General features: G+C 61.8%; 25 protein-coding genes. All 25 read right to left on the bottom strand.

Features of this window, described 5'->3' with window-relative positions:
* Window positions 1–87: 87 nt before the first annotated feature.
* Complete coding sequence (gene rpsM / locus AC0L3I_RS19205) at window positions 88–456, bottom strand: 30S ribosomal protein S13 (RefSeq protein WP_029352234.1); 369 nt, start codon at window positions 454–456, stop codon at window positions 88–90.
* A gap of 199 nt (window positions 457–655) precedes the next feature.
* The gene (locus AC0L3I_RS19200) at window positions 656–1,267 is read right to left on the bottom strand and encodes an adenylate kinase (RefSeq protein ID WP_473527904.1); all 612 of its coding nucleotides are present in this window, start codon (window positions 1,265–1,267) and stop codon (window positions 656–658) included.
* Window positions 1,264–2,604 (bottom strand): preprotein translocase subunit SecY, encoded by a 1,341-nt coding sequence (gene secY, locus AC0L3I_RS19195; protein WP_095494912.1) that lies wholly within the window; start codon window positions 2,602–2,604, stop codon window positions 1,264–1,266. Before secY ends, AC0L3I_RS19200 begins: the two co-directional genes overlap by 4 nt.
* Window positions 2,605–2,796: 192 nt before the next feature.
* On the bottom strand, window positions 2,797–3,270 hold the full coding sequence (gene rplO / locus AC0L3I_RS19190) for a 50S ribosomal protein L15 (protein ID WP_029352230.1): 474 nt from the start codon (window positions 3,268–3,270) through the stop codon (window positions 2,797–2,799).
* 22 nt (window positions 3,271–3,292) lie between these two features.
* Window positions 3,293–3,490 carry a 50S ribosomal protein L30 gene (rpmD, locus tag AC0L3I_RS19185; protein WP_006205449.1) on the bottom strand — a complete coding sequence of 66 codons (198 nt, stop codon included), beginning with the start codon at window positions 3,488–3,490 and terminating at the stop codon, window positions 3,293–3,295.
* 25 nt (window positions 3,491–3,515) lie between these two features.
* Entirely contained in the window at window positions 3,516–4,079 is a 564-nt protein-coding gene (gene rpsE / locus AC0L3I_RS19180; RefSeq protein ID WP_006333394.1) for a 30S ribosomal protein S5, read from the bottom strand.
* 155 nt (window positions 4,080–4,234) lie between these two features.
* On the bottom strand, window positions 4,235–4,594 hold the full coding sequence (rplR, locus tag AC0L3I_RS19175; protein WP_292405045.1) for a 50S ribosomal protein L18: 360 nt from the start codon (window positions 4,592–4,594) through the stop codon (window positions 4,235–4,237).
* 85 nt (window positions 4,595–4,679) lie between these two features.
* A complete protein-coding gene (gene rplF / locus AC0L3I_RS19170) occupies window positions 4,680–5,213 on the bottom strand; it encodes a 50S ribosomal protein L6 (protein WP_023799285.1) in 534 nt (177 codons plus the stop codon).
* A 112-nt stretch (window positions 5,214–5,325) separates the two neighbouring features.
* Window positions 5,326–5,724, bottom strand: a complete 399-nt coding sequence (gene rpsH / locus AC0L3I_RS19165) for a 30S ribosomal protein S8 (RefSeq protein WP_006205453.1) — start codon at window positions 5,722–5,724, stop codon at window positions 5,326–5,328.
* Window positions 5,725–5,736: 12 nt separating this feature from the next.
* Entirely contained in the window at window positions 5,737–6,042 is a 306-nt protein-coding gene (gene rpsN / locus AC0L3I_RS19160; RefSeq protein ID WP_029352223.1) for a 30S ribosomal protein S14, read from the bottom strand.
* Between the two features lie 27 nt (window positions 6,043–6,069).
* The gene (gene rplE, locus AC0L3I_RS19155) at window positions 6,070–6,648 is read right to left on the bottom strand and encodes a 50S ribosomal protein L5 (RefSeq protein WP_023799287.1); all 579 of its coding nucleotides are present in this window, start codon (window positions 6,646–6,648) and stop codon (window positions 6,070–6,072) included.
* Window positions 6,641–6,955 (bottom strand): 50S ribosomal protein L24, encoded by a 315-nt coding sequence (rplX, locus tag AC0L3I_RS19150; protein ID WP_013531428.1) that lies wholly within the window; start codon window positions 6,953–6,955, stop codon window positions 6,641–6,643. Before rplX ends, rplE begins: the two co-directional genes overlap by 8 nt.
* Window positions 6,956–6,967: 12 nt before the next feature.
* The gene (rplN, locus tag AC0L3I_RS19145; protein ID WP_006205457.1) at window positions 6,968–7,336 is read right to left on the bottom strand and encodes a 50S ribosomal protein L14; all 369 of its coding nucleotides are present in this window, start codon (window positions 7,334–7,336) and stop codon (window positions 6,968–6,970) included.
* Window positions 7,337–7,418: 82 nt separating this feature from the next.
* Window positions 7,419–7,658: a 30S ribosomal protein S17 gene (gene rpsQ, locus AC0L3I_RS19140; protein WP_023799288.1), complete on the bottom strand. Its 240-nt coding sequence runs from the start codon at window positions 7,656–7,658 to the stop codon at window positions 7,419–7,421.
* A gap of 11 nt (window positions 7,659–7,669) precedes the next feature.
* Entirely contained in the window at window positions 7,670–7,870 is a 201-nt protein-coding gene (gene rpmC / locus AC0L3I_RS19135) for a 50S ribosomal protein L29 (RefSeq protein ID WP_006205459.1), read from the bottom strand.
* A gap of 13 nt (window positions 7,871–7,883) precedes the next feature.
* On the bottom strand, window positions 7,884–8,297 hold the full coding sequence (gene rplP, locus AC0L3I_RS19130) for a 50S ribosomal protein L16 (protein WP_023799290.1): 414 nt from the start codon (window positions 8,295–8,297) through the stop codon (window positions 7,884–7,886).
* Window positions 8,298–8,324: 27 nt separating this feature from the next.
* On the bottom strand, window positions 8,325–9,050 hold the full coding sequence (gene rpsC, locus AC0L3I_RS19125) for a 30S ribosomal protein S3 (protein WP_077377560.1): 726 nt from the start codon (window positions 9,048–9,050) through the stop codon (window positions 8,325–8,327).
* The gene (gene rplV, locus AC0L3I_RS19120; RefSeq protein WP_023799292.1) at window positions 9,050–9,439 is read right to left on the bottom strand and encodes a 50S ribosomal protein L22; all 390 of its coding nucleotides are present in this window, start codon (window positions 9,437–9,439) and stop codon (window positions 9,050–9,052) included. The genes rpsC and rplV overlap by 1 nt, the downstream gene beginning before the upstream one ends.
* Window positions 9,440–9,441: 2 nt before the next feature.
* Window positions 9,442–9,720, bottom strand: coding sequence for a 30S ribosomal protein S19 (rpsS, locus tag AC0L3I_RS19115; protein WP_006205463.1), 279 nt, complete (start codon window positions 9,718–9,720; stop codon window positions 9,442–9,444).
* A gap of 16 nt (window positions 9,721–9,736) precedes the next feature.
* Window positions 9,737–10,570: a 50S ribosomal protein L2 gene (gene rplB, locus AC0L3I_RS19110; RefSeq protein ID WP_029352208.1), complete on the bottom strand. Its 834-nt coding sequence runs from the start codon at window positions 10,568–10,570 to the stop codon at window positions 9,737–9,739.
* A gap of 23 nt (window positions 10,571–10,593) precedes the next feature.
* The gene (locus tag AC0L3I_RS19105; RefSeq protein ID WP_010909275.1) at window positions 10,594–10,887 is read right to left on the bottom strand and encodes a 50S ribosomal protein L23; all 294 of its coding nucleotides are present in this window, start codon (window positions 10,885–10,887) and stop codon (window positions 10,594–10,596) included.
* Window positions 10,884–11,504, bottom strand: a complete 621-nt coding sequence (rplD, locus tag AC0L3I_RS19100; protein ID WP_473527903.1) for a 50S ribosomal protein L4 — start codon at window positions 11,502–11,504, stop codon at window positions 10,884–10,886. Before rplD ends, AC0L3I_RS19105 begins: the two co-directional genes overlap by 4 nt.
* Window positions 11,504–12,250: a 50S ribosomal protein L3 gene (rplC, locus tag AC0L3I_RS19095; RefSeq protein ID WP_473527902.1), complete on the bottom strand. Its 747-nt coding sequence runs from the start codon at window positions 12,248–12,250 to the stop codon at window positions 11,504–11,506. Before rplC ends, rplD begins: the two co-directional genes overlap by 1 nt.
* Before the next feature lie 94 nt (window positions 12,251–12,344).
* On the bottom strand, window positions 12,345–12,653 hold the full coding sequence (gene rpsJ / locus AC0L3I_RS19090) for a 30S ribosomal protein S10 (protein ID WP_006205468.1): 309 nt from the start codon (window positions 12,651–12,653) through the stop codon (window positions 12,345–12,347).
* Between the two features lie 63 nt (window positions 12,654–12,716).
* On the bottom strand, window positions 12,717–12,792 hold a 76-nt coding region (locus tag AC0L3I_RS19085; RefSeq protein ID WP_454589835.1), incomplete at its 5' end, for an EF-Tu C-terminal domain-related protein.

Genomic DNA, 12,792 nt, shown 5'->3' with positions numbered 1-12,792 from the left:
GGGAGAAGGCAGTAGGGGAATACGGCAGTAGGGCAGTATGTCTGCCGATCCTATTGCCTTACTGCCCTACTCCCGTACTGCCCTAAATTACTTCTTCTTGCCGGCGATCGACTTGGCCGGGCCCTTGCGGGTGCGCGCATTGGTATGCGTGCGCTGGCCGCGAACCGGCAGCGAGCGGCGATGACGCAGGCCGCGATAGCAGCCGAGGTCCATGAGCCGCTTGATGTTCATCGACACTTCGCGGCGCAGATCGCCCTCGACCTGATAGTCGCGGTCGATCGTCTCGCGGATCTGCAGCACTTCCGCGTCGGTCAACTGGTTGACGCGGCGCTCGGCCGGGATGCCGACCTTGTCGACGATCTCCTGGGCGAAATTCTTGCCAATGCCGTGAATGTACTGAAGCGCAATGACGACGCGCTTGTTGGTCGGAATGTTGACGCCGGCTATACGAGCCATGTTCTTCTCTTCTCCATGTGGGCCGGGCAAGCCGGCGCTATCAAAGTTGCCCCGCGTCCGGTGGAGGCCGGCCCATGCGGGAGTTTCCAGTTCAAAGCGGCTGCCTTGCCCTTGCGGGCAAGCAAACCTCATGCCTGATAGGAAGACGGGCCGCCATACCCCAGCGAACCGCTCCAGTCAAGCGTAATCGTTCAATTCTCTAGCTGGCCGCCTGGCCAACCTGCTGGGTCGTCGCCGTGAGCACCATTTCGATCTGTCGCGTCACCGCGTCGATGTCAGCCATGCCGTCGACATCTCTCAGCTTGCCCTTGGCATAGTAGTAGCCGATCAGCGGCGACGTTTTCTTGTAGTACTCCTTCAGGCGTTCTTCGAACACAGCTGGATTGTCGTCCTTGCGTACCGGCAGACCCGCGGCCTTGGCCTCTTCGGCGCGCTTGCCGATTCGGCCAACCAGTGCCTTGTCGTCGACGACAAGTTCGATGACGGCGTCGAGCGTGAGGCCGCGATCCGAGAGCATCGATTCAACCGCGTCCGCTTGCACCAGGGTTCGCGGGTATCCGTCAAGGATAAAACCGTTTGCGCAATCGGCCTGATCGATACGCTCTGCCACGATGGCGTTGACGATGGCGTCCGAAACCAGTTCGCCAGCGTCCATCACCGCCTTGGCGCGCTTGCCGACTTCGGTGCCGGCCTGAACAGCGGCGCGCAGCATATCGCCCGTGGAGAGTTGGGGTATGCCGTATTTTTCTACCAGTCTTTGTGCTTGCGTCCCCTTGCCCGCCCCTGGCGGTCCAAGCAATATCAACCTCATCTGGCCTTTTTCCCCCCGCGCAGCTTCGACTTCTTGATCAGGCCCTCATACTGGTGCGCGATCAGGTGACCCTGAATCTGCGCCACCGTATCGAGCGTTACACTGACCACGATCAGAAGCGATGTGCCACCGAGGTAGAATGGTACGCCAGTCGCTGAAATCAGGAACTCGGGCAGCAGACACACCAGCACCAGATAGATGGCGCCGACGACGGTGATGCGGGTGAGAACATAGTCGATGTAATCGGCGGTGCGCTCGCCCGGACGGTAGCCCGGAATGAAACCCGAATGCTTCTTGAGCTGGTCGGCGGTGTCCTTCGGGTTGAAGACGATCGCCGTATAGAAGAAGGCGAAAAACACGATCATCGCCGCATAGAACGCCATGTAGAGCGGCTGGCCATGGCCGAGTGCCGCCAGGACGGTGCTGGCCCAGGCCGGCATGTTGGTCGTTTGCGAGAAGCCGGCGACCGTCGCCGGCAGCAACAGCAGCGAAGACGCGAAGATCGGCGGAATGACGCCGGCCGTGTTGAGCTTGAGCGGCAGGTGCGAGGTGTCGCCCTGGAACATGCGGTTGCCGACCTGGCGCTTCGGATACTGGATCAGCAAGCGCCGCTGGGCGCGTTCGAAGAACACGATCAGCGCGATAACGACGACGGCGAGAACGATGATCGCCAGGATCAGGCCGGTCGACAGCGCGCCGGTGCGGCCAAGTTCCAGCGTACCGGAGATGGCTTGCGGCAGGCCGGCGACAATACCGGAAAAGATGATCAGCGAAATGCCGTTGCCGATGCCGCGGGCGGTGATCTGCTCGCCGAGCCACATCAGGAACATGGTGCCGCCGACCAGCGTGATGACGGTCGAGATGCGGAAGAACATGCCGGGATCGCTGACGATGCCGTTGCCGCCTTCCAGCCCGACCGCAATGCCGTAGGCCTGGACCAGTGCCAAAAGCACAGTGCCGTAGCGGGTATACTGGTTGATGACCTTGCGGCCCTGTTCGCCTTCCTTCTTCAGCGCCTCCAGAGACGGGATGACGGAGGTCATCAGCTGCATGATGATGGAAGCGGAGATATAGGGCATGATGCCGAGGGCAAAGATCGCCATGCGCTCCACGGCGCCGCCGGCGAACATGTTGAACATGCCAAGCACGCCCTTGCTCTGCGACGAGAAGGCCTGGGCGAAAGCGTCGGGATTGATGCCAGGCAGCGGGATATAGGTGCCGAGGCGGTAGACGAGCAGCGCGCCGATGGTGAACCAGATGCGCTTCTTCAGATCCTCCGCCTTGGCGAAGGCCGAGAAATTCAGATTCGAGGCTAGTTGTTCAGCAGCCGAAGCCATGCCTGATTCTCCGCTTGGTCACGCTCGATGGCCCGCAACTCAGGCGGCGCGTGTCACCGAAGCTCACGAGATAAGCTCCGGACTGCAAACATGCAAGCGGCCGCGTTGATGCGGCCGCCATATTGATCGGATCAAAGCGCAAATCGAAAGCGAAACGTGTCCCACTCTTGCCGATCGCGCTTCAAATCGCCGTTACTCGGCGGCTGCCTTTTCCGGCAGCTTCACCGAACCGCCGGCCTTTTCGATCTTCTCGATGGCAGCCTTGGAGGCGCCGGCCACGTCGAAGGCGAGCTTCGACTTGATGTCGCCGTCCGAGAGGATGCGCACGCCGTCCTTGACGCGGCGGATGACGCCGGCCGCGACCAGCGCTTCAGCTGTCACGGTCGTCTTGGCGTCGAGCTTCTTGGCGTCGAGCGCGGCCTGGATGCGGGCCAGCGACACGACGGCAAAGCTCTTGGCGAAGATGTTGTTGAAGCCACGCTTCGGCAGGCGCCGGTAGAGCGGCATCTGGCCACCCTCGAAGCCGTTGACGGCGACGCCGGAGCGCGCCTTCTGGCCCTTGACGCCGCGACCAGCGGTCTTGCCCGAGCCGGAACCGATGCCGCGGCCGAGACGCTTCTTGGAATGCGTCGCGCCGTCCTTGTCACGCAGATCATTGAGTTTCATCTGAGTTCTCCTGCGCTCTGGTTCAGCCCTCGTCCACGACGCGGACGAGATGCTGGACGGCAGCGATCATGCCGCGCACGGAGGGGGTGTCCTCCAGCGTGCGCTGCTTGTGCATCTTGTTGAGGCCGAGGCCGACCAGCGTCGCGCGCTGCTCCTTCGGCCGGCGGATCGGCGAACCGATCTGCTCGACGGTGATGGTCTTGGTTGCTTTCTTGGCCATGGTCAAAATCCCTGGTCAGCGTCGACTATTCTTCGGCCGCAACGGCGGTGCCGCGGCGGGCCTGAAGGGTCGAATACTTGATGCCGCGCGCAGCAGCCACATCCTTGGGATGCATCTGGCTCTTCAGCGCGTCGAAGGTGGCGCGAACCATGTTGTACGGGTTCGACGAACCCATCGACTTGGCGACCACGTCATGCATGCCGAGCGTCTCGAAGACGGCGCGCATCGGGCCGCCGGCGATGATGCCGGTACCCTGCTTGGCAGCGCGCAGCAGAACGCGTCCGGCACCCCAGCGTCCCTCGACGTCGTGGTGCAGCGTACGGCCCGAGCGCAGCGGCACGAAGATCATGTCGCGCTTGGCCGATTCGGTCGCCTTGCGGATCGCCTCAGGCACTTCGCGCGCTTTGCCATGACCGAAGCCGACGCGGCCCTTCTGGTCGCCGACGACGACGAGTGCTGCAAAGCCGAAGCGCCGGCCGCCCTTGACGACCTTGGCGACGCGGTTGATGTGGACGAGCTTGTCCACCATGCCGTCGTCGCGCTCTTCGCGATCACGGCCGCGGCCGCCATCCCTACGTTCCTGTGCCATATCCTGTTCCTTGTTTTTTTCCGGAAGCACGGTTGATGATGATATCCGGCACCTCTGTGGGTTGCCGGGGGCGAAACTCATTTTTCCCTTCGCATGATCTTATCCGAAAAGTCTGCAACTTTTTGCTGCGCTAACCTCCGGTTCGGGATCATGCTTTAGAAGCTCAAGCCACCTTCACGGGCGGCCTCGGCCAGCGCCTTGACGCGGCCGTGATAGATGTACGGTCCGCGGTCGAAGACGACTTCCTTGACGCCGGCCTTCGAAGCGCGCTCGGCGATCAGCTTGCCGATTGCCACAGCGGCGGCAGTGTCTGCACCGGTCTTGAGCGAACCCTTGAGGTCCTTCTCCAGCGTCGAGGCGGCAACGATGGTGTGGCCCTTGGCGTCGTCGATCACCTGGACGTAGATGTTCTTCGACGTGCGGTGGACCGACAGACGCGGACGCTCGCCCGCGACCTTCTTGATCTGGCGGCGGACGCGCTGAGCGCGGCGTTGTGTGGATTCTTTCGAGCCCATGATATCAGTTTCCTTGCCTTCAAAAAACGGGGGCAACCCTATGCGGTAGACAAGCCTCCCGCGACCGCTCCCCGCGGCGTTGAAATTACTTCTTCTTGCCTTCCTTGCGGACGATCTTCTCGCCAGCGTAACGGACGCCCTTGCCCTTGTACGGCTCGGGACCGCGATATTCGCGGATCTCGGCAGCAACCTGACCGACCTTCTGCTTGTCGATGCCGGTTACGGTGATTTCCGTCGGCTTCGGCACGGTGATCGTGATGTCCTGCGGCGTTTCGTAGACGACGTCATGGCTGAAGCCGAGCGCCAGCTGCAGGTTCTTGCCCTGCATGGCGGCGCGATAGCCGACGCCGGTGATCTCAAGCTTCTTTTCGAAACCGTCCTTGACGCCCTGCAGGATGTTGACGATCTGCGTGCGCGACATGCCCCATTTGGAACGGGCGGTCTTGGTCTGGTCGCGTGGCTGGACAGCGATCTCGCTGCCTTCCATCTTGACCAGCACTTCGTCGTTCACCACGAACTTCAGCTCACCCTTGGGGCCCTTTGCCGTGACGGTCTGGCCGTCGACGGTCGCGGTCACGCCCTGCGGCAGCGAAACGGGTTTCTTTCCAATACGAGACATTTTGTTGTCCTCGTCACTTCTCTTGTTTCAGGTCTCTGTTTCGAGCGTGATCTTGTCCGAAGGCCGGGTTCCACTTTTCACTGCGTGGTTCGGTTCGGGATCGCGCTCCAGATCAGAAGATCTGGCAGAGGATTTCCCCGCCGACATTCTGTTCACGCGCTTCGTGGTCGGCCATCACGCCCTTCGGTGTCGAAAGGATGGCGATGCCGAGGCCGTTGGCGACGTGCGGGATCGACTTCGCCGAAACGTAGACGCGACGGCCCGGCTTCGAGACGCGGGCGATTTCGCGCACGACCGGCGCACCGTCGAAATACTTCAGTTCGATCTCGATTTCGGACTTGCCGTTGTCGAAGTCGGTCTGGCTGTAGTCGCGGATATAGCCTTCCGCCTTCAGCACGTCGAGGACGCGGGTACGCAGGCGCGAGGCCGGCGTCGAAACGCTCGACTTCTTGCGGCCATAGGCGTTGCGGATGCGGGTCAGCATATCGCCGAGAGGATCGCTCAATGACATGTTATGTCCTCCTTACCAGCTCGACTTGACCAGGCCCGGGATCTGGCCGTTGTTGCCGAGATCTCGAAGCGCGATGCGCGATACTTTGAGCTTGCGATAGTAGGCACGCGGGCGTCCGGTGACTTCGCAGCGGTTGCGGATGCGGATCTTGGCCGAGTTGCGCGGCAGTGCCGCAAGCTTCAGCTGAGCGCGGAAGCGCTCTTCCATCGGCTTGGACTGATCCATGATGATCGCCTTGAGGGCCTTACGCTTGGCAGCGTACTGGTCCACAAGCTTGCGGCGCCTGTTGTTCTTCTCGACTGAGCTGGTCTTTGCCATTTCAGATTTTTCCTTTTCTCGCTGCCGTTACTGGCGGAAGGGGAAGTTGAAGGCCTTGAGCAATGCCCTGGCTTCGTCGTCCGTCTTCGCAGTCGTACAAACGATGACGTCCATGCCCCAGATCTGATCAACCTTGTCGTAGTTGATCTCCGGGAACACGATGTGTTCCTTGATGCCCATGGCATAGTTGCCACGGCCATCGAAGCTCTTCGGATTGAGCCCGCGGAAGTCGCGGACGCGCGGCAGCGCGATGTTCACGAGACGGTCGAGGAACTCGTACATGCGTTCCTTGCGCAGCGTGACCTTGGCGCCGATCGGCATCTTTTCGCGGACCTTGAAGCCGGCGATCGAGTTGCGGGCGTGCGTGACGACGGCCTTCTGGCCGGCGATCAGCGCAAGATCTTCCGCCGCGATCGAGGGCTTCTTCGAGTCGCCGGTCGCTTCGCCGACACCCATGTTCAGCACGATTTTGTCGATGCGCGGAACCTGCATCTCGTTCTCGTAGCCGAACTGCTCCTGCAGCGCCTTGCGGATGGTCTCGTTGTAGACCTGTTTGAGGCGCGGCGTGTTCTGGGCAGTCGCCTGCTTGGTTTGAGCCTTAGCCATTGATGACTTCTCCCGAGCGCTTGGCGACGCGCACCTTCTTGCCGTCCTTCTGGAAGATGAAGCCGACGCGAGTCGGCTTGCCATCCTTGGGGTCGGCCAGCGCGATGTTCGACAGCTGGATCGGCGCTTCCTTGGTGATGATCCCGCCCTCTTGGGACTGGGACTGCTTCTGGTGACGACGGATCATGTTGACGCCGCGCACCAGCGCGGTGTCTTCCTTCGGCTGTACCGAGAGGACTTCGCCCGATCGGCCCTTGTCCTTGCCGGCCAGCACGACGACCTTGTCGCCTTTTCTAATCTTCTGCATTGGTCCGGCTCCTTACAGCACTTCAGGCGCGAGCGAGATGATCTTCATGTGGTTCTTGGCGCGGAGTTCGCGCGGAACCGGTCCGAAGATACGCGTGCCGATCGGCTCTTTCTTGTTGTCGACGAGAACGGCTGCGTTCTTGTCGAAACGGATCACGCTGCCGTCCGGACGGCGGATGTCCTTGGCCGTGCGAACCACGACCGCCTTCATCACATCGCCCTTCTTGACGCGGCCGCGCGGGATGGCTTCCTTGATCGACACCACGATGATGTCGCCCACGGAAGCGTATTTCCGCTTCGAGCCGCCCAGCACCTTGATGCACATGACACGACGGGCGCCGGAATTATCCGCGACGTCGAGGTTTGTTTGCATCTGAATCATGACTGGCCGCCTTCTTCTCTTCTAACGGGACGGGTTCTTCACCCTTCCCCGGTCTGTCCAAAATTCGTTTCGTTCGCCCTGATCAGGCCTGGTCCGAAGACACTACGGTCCAGCGCTTGTCCTTGGAAATCGGCTTCGATTCCTGGATGAACACCTGATCGCCAACCTTGTGGGCGTTGTTCTCGTCGTGCGCCTTGTACTTCTTGGTCATGCGCACGGTCTTCTTCATCACGGGATGCGTGAAGCGCCGTTCGACCTTGACGACAACCGTCTTCTCGTTTTTGTCGCTGACGACGGTGCCCTGCAGAATGCGCTTTGGCATGGTTTTCGTCCTTAAGCCTTCTTAGCCGCGGACTTTTCCGCAGCGATGGTCTTGATACGCGCAATGTCCTTGCGGACCTGCCTCACGCGCGCGGTCTTCTCGAGCTGGCCGGTAGCCTTCTGGAAGCGCAAGTTGAACTGCTCCTTCTTCAGGCTGGCCAGGTCGTCGGTCAGTTGGTCCTGGGTCTTGGTCCGGATGTCTTCGGCTTTCATGATCAGCCCGTCCTTATTCTGCGATGCGCTGTACGAAGCGCGTCCTGACCGAGAGCTTGGCCGCGCCGAGACGCAGCGCCTCACGGGCGGTTTCCTCATTGACGCCGTCGATCTCGAACATGATGCGGCCCGGCTTGACGCGCGCCGCCCAGTAATCGACCGCGCCCTTGCCCTTGCCCATGCGGACTTCGGTCGGCTTCGACGTCACCGGCACGTCCGGGAAGATACGGATCCAGACGCGGCCGGCGCGCTTCATTTCGCGAGTGATCGCGCGGCGGGCCGCCTCGATCTCGCGCGCGGTGACGCGGTTCGGCTCAAGCGCCTTCAGCCCGAAACCGCCGAAATCCAGATTGGTGCCACCCTTGGCGGCACCATGGATACGACCCTTGAACTGCTTGCGGAACTTTGTGCGCTTTGGCTGCAGCATCGTTCTAACTCCAAATTCTCAACTGTCTCAGGCGTTTTCGCGACGGCGACCGCGTTCGCGCTCACCACCACCGCCATGGGCATGATCGCCCTCGGTGGCGCGGCGCTCCGAAGCCATCGGGTCGTGCTCGAGGATTTCGCCCTTGAACACCCAGACCTTGACGCCGCAGATGCCGTAGGCGGTGTGTGCTTCGGCCGTGCCGTAGTCGACGTCGGCGCGCAGCGTATGCAGCGGCACGCGACCTTCGCGGTACCATTCCATGCGCGCGATCTCGGCGCCGCCGAGACGGCCGGCGCAGTTGATGCGGATGCCTTCGGCACCGAGGCGCATCGCAGACTGCACGGCGCGCTTCATGGCGCGGCGGAACGCGATGCGGCGCTCGAGTTGCTGGGCGATCGACTGGGCGACCAGCGTGGCGTCGATCTCGGGCTTACGCACTTCGACGATGTTCAAATGCGTCTCGGACTTCGTCATCTCCATCAGCTTCTTGCGAAGCTTCTCGATGTCGGCGCCCTTCTTGCCGATGATCAGGCCCGGACGCGCCGCATGGATGGTGACGCGGCACTTCTTGTGCGGGCGCTCGATCACGACCTTCGAAATCGCAGCCTGCTTGAGTTCCTTCTCAAGATACTTGCGGATCTTGATGTCCTCATGCAGCAGCTTGCCGTACTCGCCGGTGTTGGCGAACCAGCGCGAATCCCAGGTGCGATTGATGCCAAGACGCAGACCGATCGGATTGATTTTCTGGCCCATTATGCGGCCTCCACTTTTTCTTCGACTTCACGAACGACGATCGTGAGGTGCGAGAACGGCTTCTCGATACGGCTGGCGCGGCCACGGCCACGGGCATGGAACCGCTTCATGACGATCGACTTGCCGACATAGGCTTCCGCCACGATCAGCGCATCGACGTCGAGGTCGTGGTTGTTTTCCGCGTTGGCGATCGCCGATTCCAGCGTCTTCTTGACCGTGCCGGAAATCCGCTTGGCCGAGAATTCGAGATCGGAAAGCGCTGTCGCGACCTTCTTGCCGCGGATCAGCGCGGCAACCAGGTTCAGCTTCTGCGGGCTGATACGGATCGTGCGCAACACGGCGCGCGCTTCGTTATCAGCAAGCCTGCGCGGAGCTTTGGCCTTGCCCATGATTATTTCCTCTTCGCCTTCTTATCCGCGCCATGACCGTAATAGGTCCGGGTCGGAGCGAATTCACCGAACTTGTGGCCGACCATGTCCTCGTTCACCGAAACGGGAACGTGCTTCTGGCCGTTGTAGACACCGAAGGTGAAGCCGACGAACTGCGGCAGGATGGTGGAGCGACGGCTCCACATCTTGATCACCTCATTGCGACCACCTTCACGAACCTTGTCCACCTTCTTGAGAAGGTAGCCGTCGATGAAGGGGCCTTTCCAAATCGAACGAGTCACTTGGCGTTACCTCTTCTTAGCTCTTGCGCTGATGGCGCGAGCGCAGGATGAACTTGTCGGTCGCCTTGTTGGACCGCGTCTTCTTGCCCTTGGTCGGCTTGCCCCAAGGCGAAACCGGATGGCGGCCACCCGAGGTGCGGCCTTCGCCGCCGCCATGCGGATGGTCGACCGGGTTCATGGTCACGCCGCGATTGTGCGGACGTTTTCCCCGCCACACCGTGCGGCCTGCCTTGCCGTCATTGATGTTGCCGTGGTCCGGGTTGGACACGGCGCCGACAGTGGCCATGCACGAGCCGTGGACGACACGCTGCTCACCCGAATTCAGGCGCAGGATCGCCATGCCCTGGTCACGGCCGACGAGTTGGGCATAACCGCCAGCCGAACGGGCAACCTGGGCGCCCTTGCCCGGCTTCAGCTCGATGTTGTGGACGATCGTGCCGACCGGCATCGAGGCCAGCGGCATCGCATTGCCCGGCTTCACGTCGACCGCTTCGCCGGCCACGATCTTGTCGCCGGCAGCAAGGCGCTGCGGGGCGATGATGTAGGACAGCTCACCATCGTCATACTTGATCAGCGCGATGAAGGCGCTGCGGTTCGGATCGTATTCGATACGCTCGACAGTGCCGACAATGTCGAACTTGCGGCGCTTGAAGTCGATGATGCGGTATGTACGCTTGTGACCGCCGCCGATGAAGCGGGCCGTGATGCGGCCGTAATTGTTACGGCCGCCCGACTTGGTCAGGCCTTCGGTCAAGCCCTTGACGGGCTTGCCCTTGTAGAGGCCCGAGCGATCGACGATGACCAACTGGCGGGTGCTCGGCGTTATCGGGTTGAATTTTTTCAGTGCCATCTTTGTTGTCCTCGCGGTCTTGCTCAGAGACCCGTCGCGACGTCGATCGACTGGCCGTCAGCCAGCGTCACGATCGCCTTCTTGACGTCGCTCTGGCGGCCGATCGTGCCGCGGAAGCGCTTGATCTTGCCCTTGCGGACAAGCGTGTTCACGGCCATCACCTTGACGCCGAACAGCGCTTCGACGGCAGCCTTGATTTCCGGCTTCGACGCCTTCTTGGCGACGTTGAATACGACCTGGTTCTGCTCGGAAGCCATGGTCGACTTTTCGGTGATCGCCGGCGAGACGATCACGTCGTAGTGACGAAGGTCGGTCATTTGAAACGCTCCTCGAGAGCCTCGACGGCGGCCTTCGAAAGGACCAGCGTGCCGCGGCGCAGAATGTCGTAGACGTTGATGCCCTGGATGGGCAGCACGTCGATGTTCGGGATGTTCGTGGCCGCCAGCTTGAAGTTCTTGTCGAGCTCGGCGCCGCCGATCAGCAGGGCGTTGGACAGGCCCAGCGTCGCGAAATTCGCGATCAGTGCCTTGGTCTTGGCCTCGGTCAGCATCAGCTCGTCGATGATGATGAGCGACGCGCTCTTGGCCTTGGCCGAGAGAGCATGCTTGAGGCCCAGCGCACGCACCTTCTTCGGCAGGTCGTGCTCGTGGCTGCGGACGACCGGACCGTGGGCCTTGCCGCCGCCGCGGAACTGCGGAGCGCGTGCCGAATGGTGACGGGCGCGGCCCGTACCCTTCTGCTTGTACATCTTGGCGCCGGTGCGGGCGATCTCGGCGCGACCCTTGGTCTTGTGCGTGCCCTGCTGCTTCTTGGCAAGCTGCCAGCGCACGACGCGCTGCAGGATGTCCTCGCGCGGATCAAGGCCGAAAATCTCCTCGGAGAGTTTCACCTTGCCGGCGTCCTTGCCGCCAATCGTTGTGATCTTGAGGTCCATTATTCCGCTCCCTCTGTGGCCGGGGCATCTACTGTGGCCGGGGCATCGTTCTTGGCGCCATCACTGGTTGCAACGGCGCGGATTGCGGCGGGCTTCGGCGCATTGGCCGGCAGCGCAACCTTGGCCGCGTCACGGACCAGGATCCAGGCGCCCTTCGAACCGGGAACCGCGCCGCGGATCAGGATCAGACCGCGATCGGCGTCGGTCGAGACGACCTCGACATTCTGCGTGGTGACGCGGGTGTCACCCATGTGGCCGGCCATATGCTTGCCCTTGAACACCTTGCCCGGGTCCTGGCGCTGGCCGGTCGAGCCGTGGGTACGGTGCGAGACCGAGTTGCCGTGGGTCGCGCGGCCACCGCCCATGTGGTGCCGCTTGATAACGCCCTGGAAACCCTTGCCGATCGTGGTTCCCGTCACATCGACCTTCTGGCCGGCGACGAAATGATCGACGGTGATCTCGGCGCCGACATCGATCATGTTGTCGGCGGAGACACGGAATTCGGCAACCTTGGCCTTCGGCTCGACGGAAGCGGTCGCAAAATGGCCGCGCATCGCCTTCGACGTGTTCTTCACCTTGGCAAGGCCAACGCCGAGCTGGACGGCGGTATAGCCGTTCTTCTCCTGCGTGCGCTGCGCCACGACCTGGCAGTTCTCCATCTGGAGAACAGTGACGGGAACATGTTCCCCGGCATCGTTGTAGATGCGGGTCATTCCCACCTTCTTTGCAATCACACCTGAACGCATCGGTTCAATTCCTTTAGAGTTCCCTGTCGGGGCTGTCGCCCCTCCACGCCTCTTGTTCCTTCAGAGTTCCGGGTCGCCCCGCCCCTCTGGTTCCTTAGAGCTTGATCTCGACGTCGACACCGGCGGCAAGATCGAGCTTCATCAAAGCGTCGACCGTCTGCGGGGTCGGATCGACGATATCGAGGAGACGCTTGTGCGTGCGCATCTCGAACTGCTCGCGGCTCTTCTTGTCGACGTGAGGCGACCGGTTGACCGTGAACTTTTCGATCCGCGTCGGCAGCGGAATGGGGCCGCGGACGTTGGCGCCGGTGCGCTTGGCCGTCGACACGATTTCCCGCGTCGAGGCGTCAAGCACCCGGTGATCGAACGCCTTCAGGCGGATGCGGATATTCTGTCCGTTCATGCGTCACTTCCTTGTTCTGGCGCGGCGCGGGCAGCGCCCGCGACAGATCGGTTTAAGTCCAAATTACTCTTTGATGGTGACGACGATGCCGGCACCGACGGTGCGGCCGCCTTCACGGATGGCGAAGCGCAGCTTCTCT

It is taken from the genome of Mesorhizobium sp. WSM4840 (assembly GCF_055811755.1).
The sequence above is the reverse complement of the archived record's forward strand: the minus strand, read 5'-3'. Positions and strand labels throughout refer to the sequence as shown.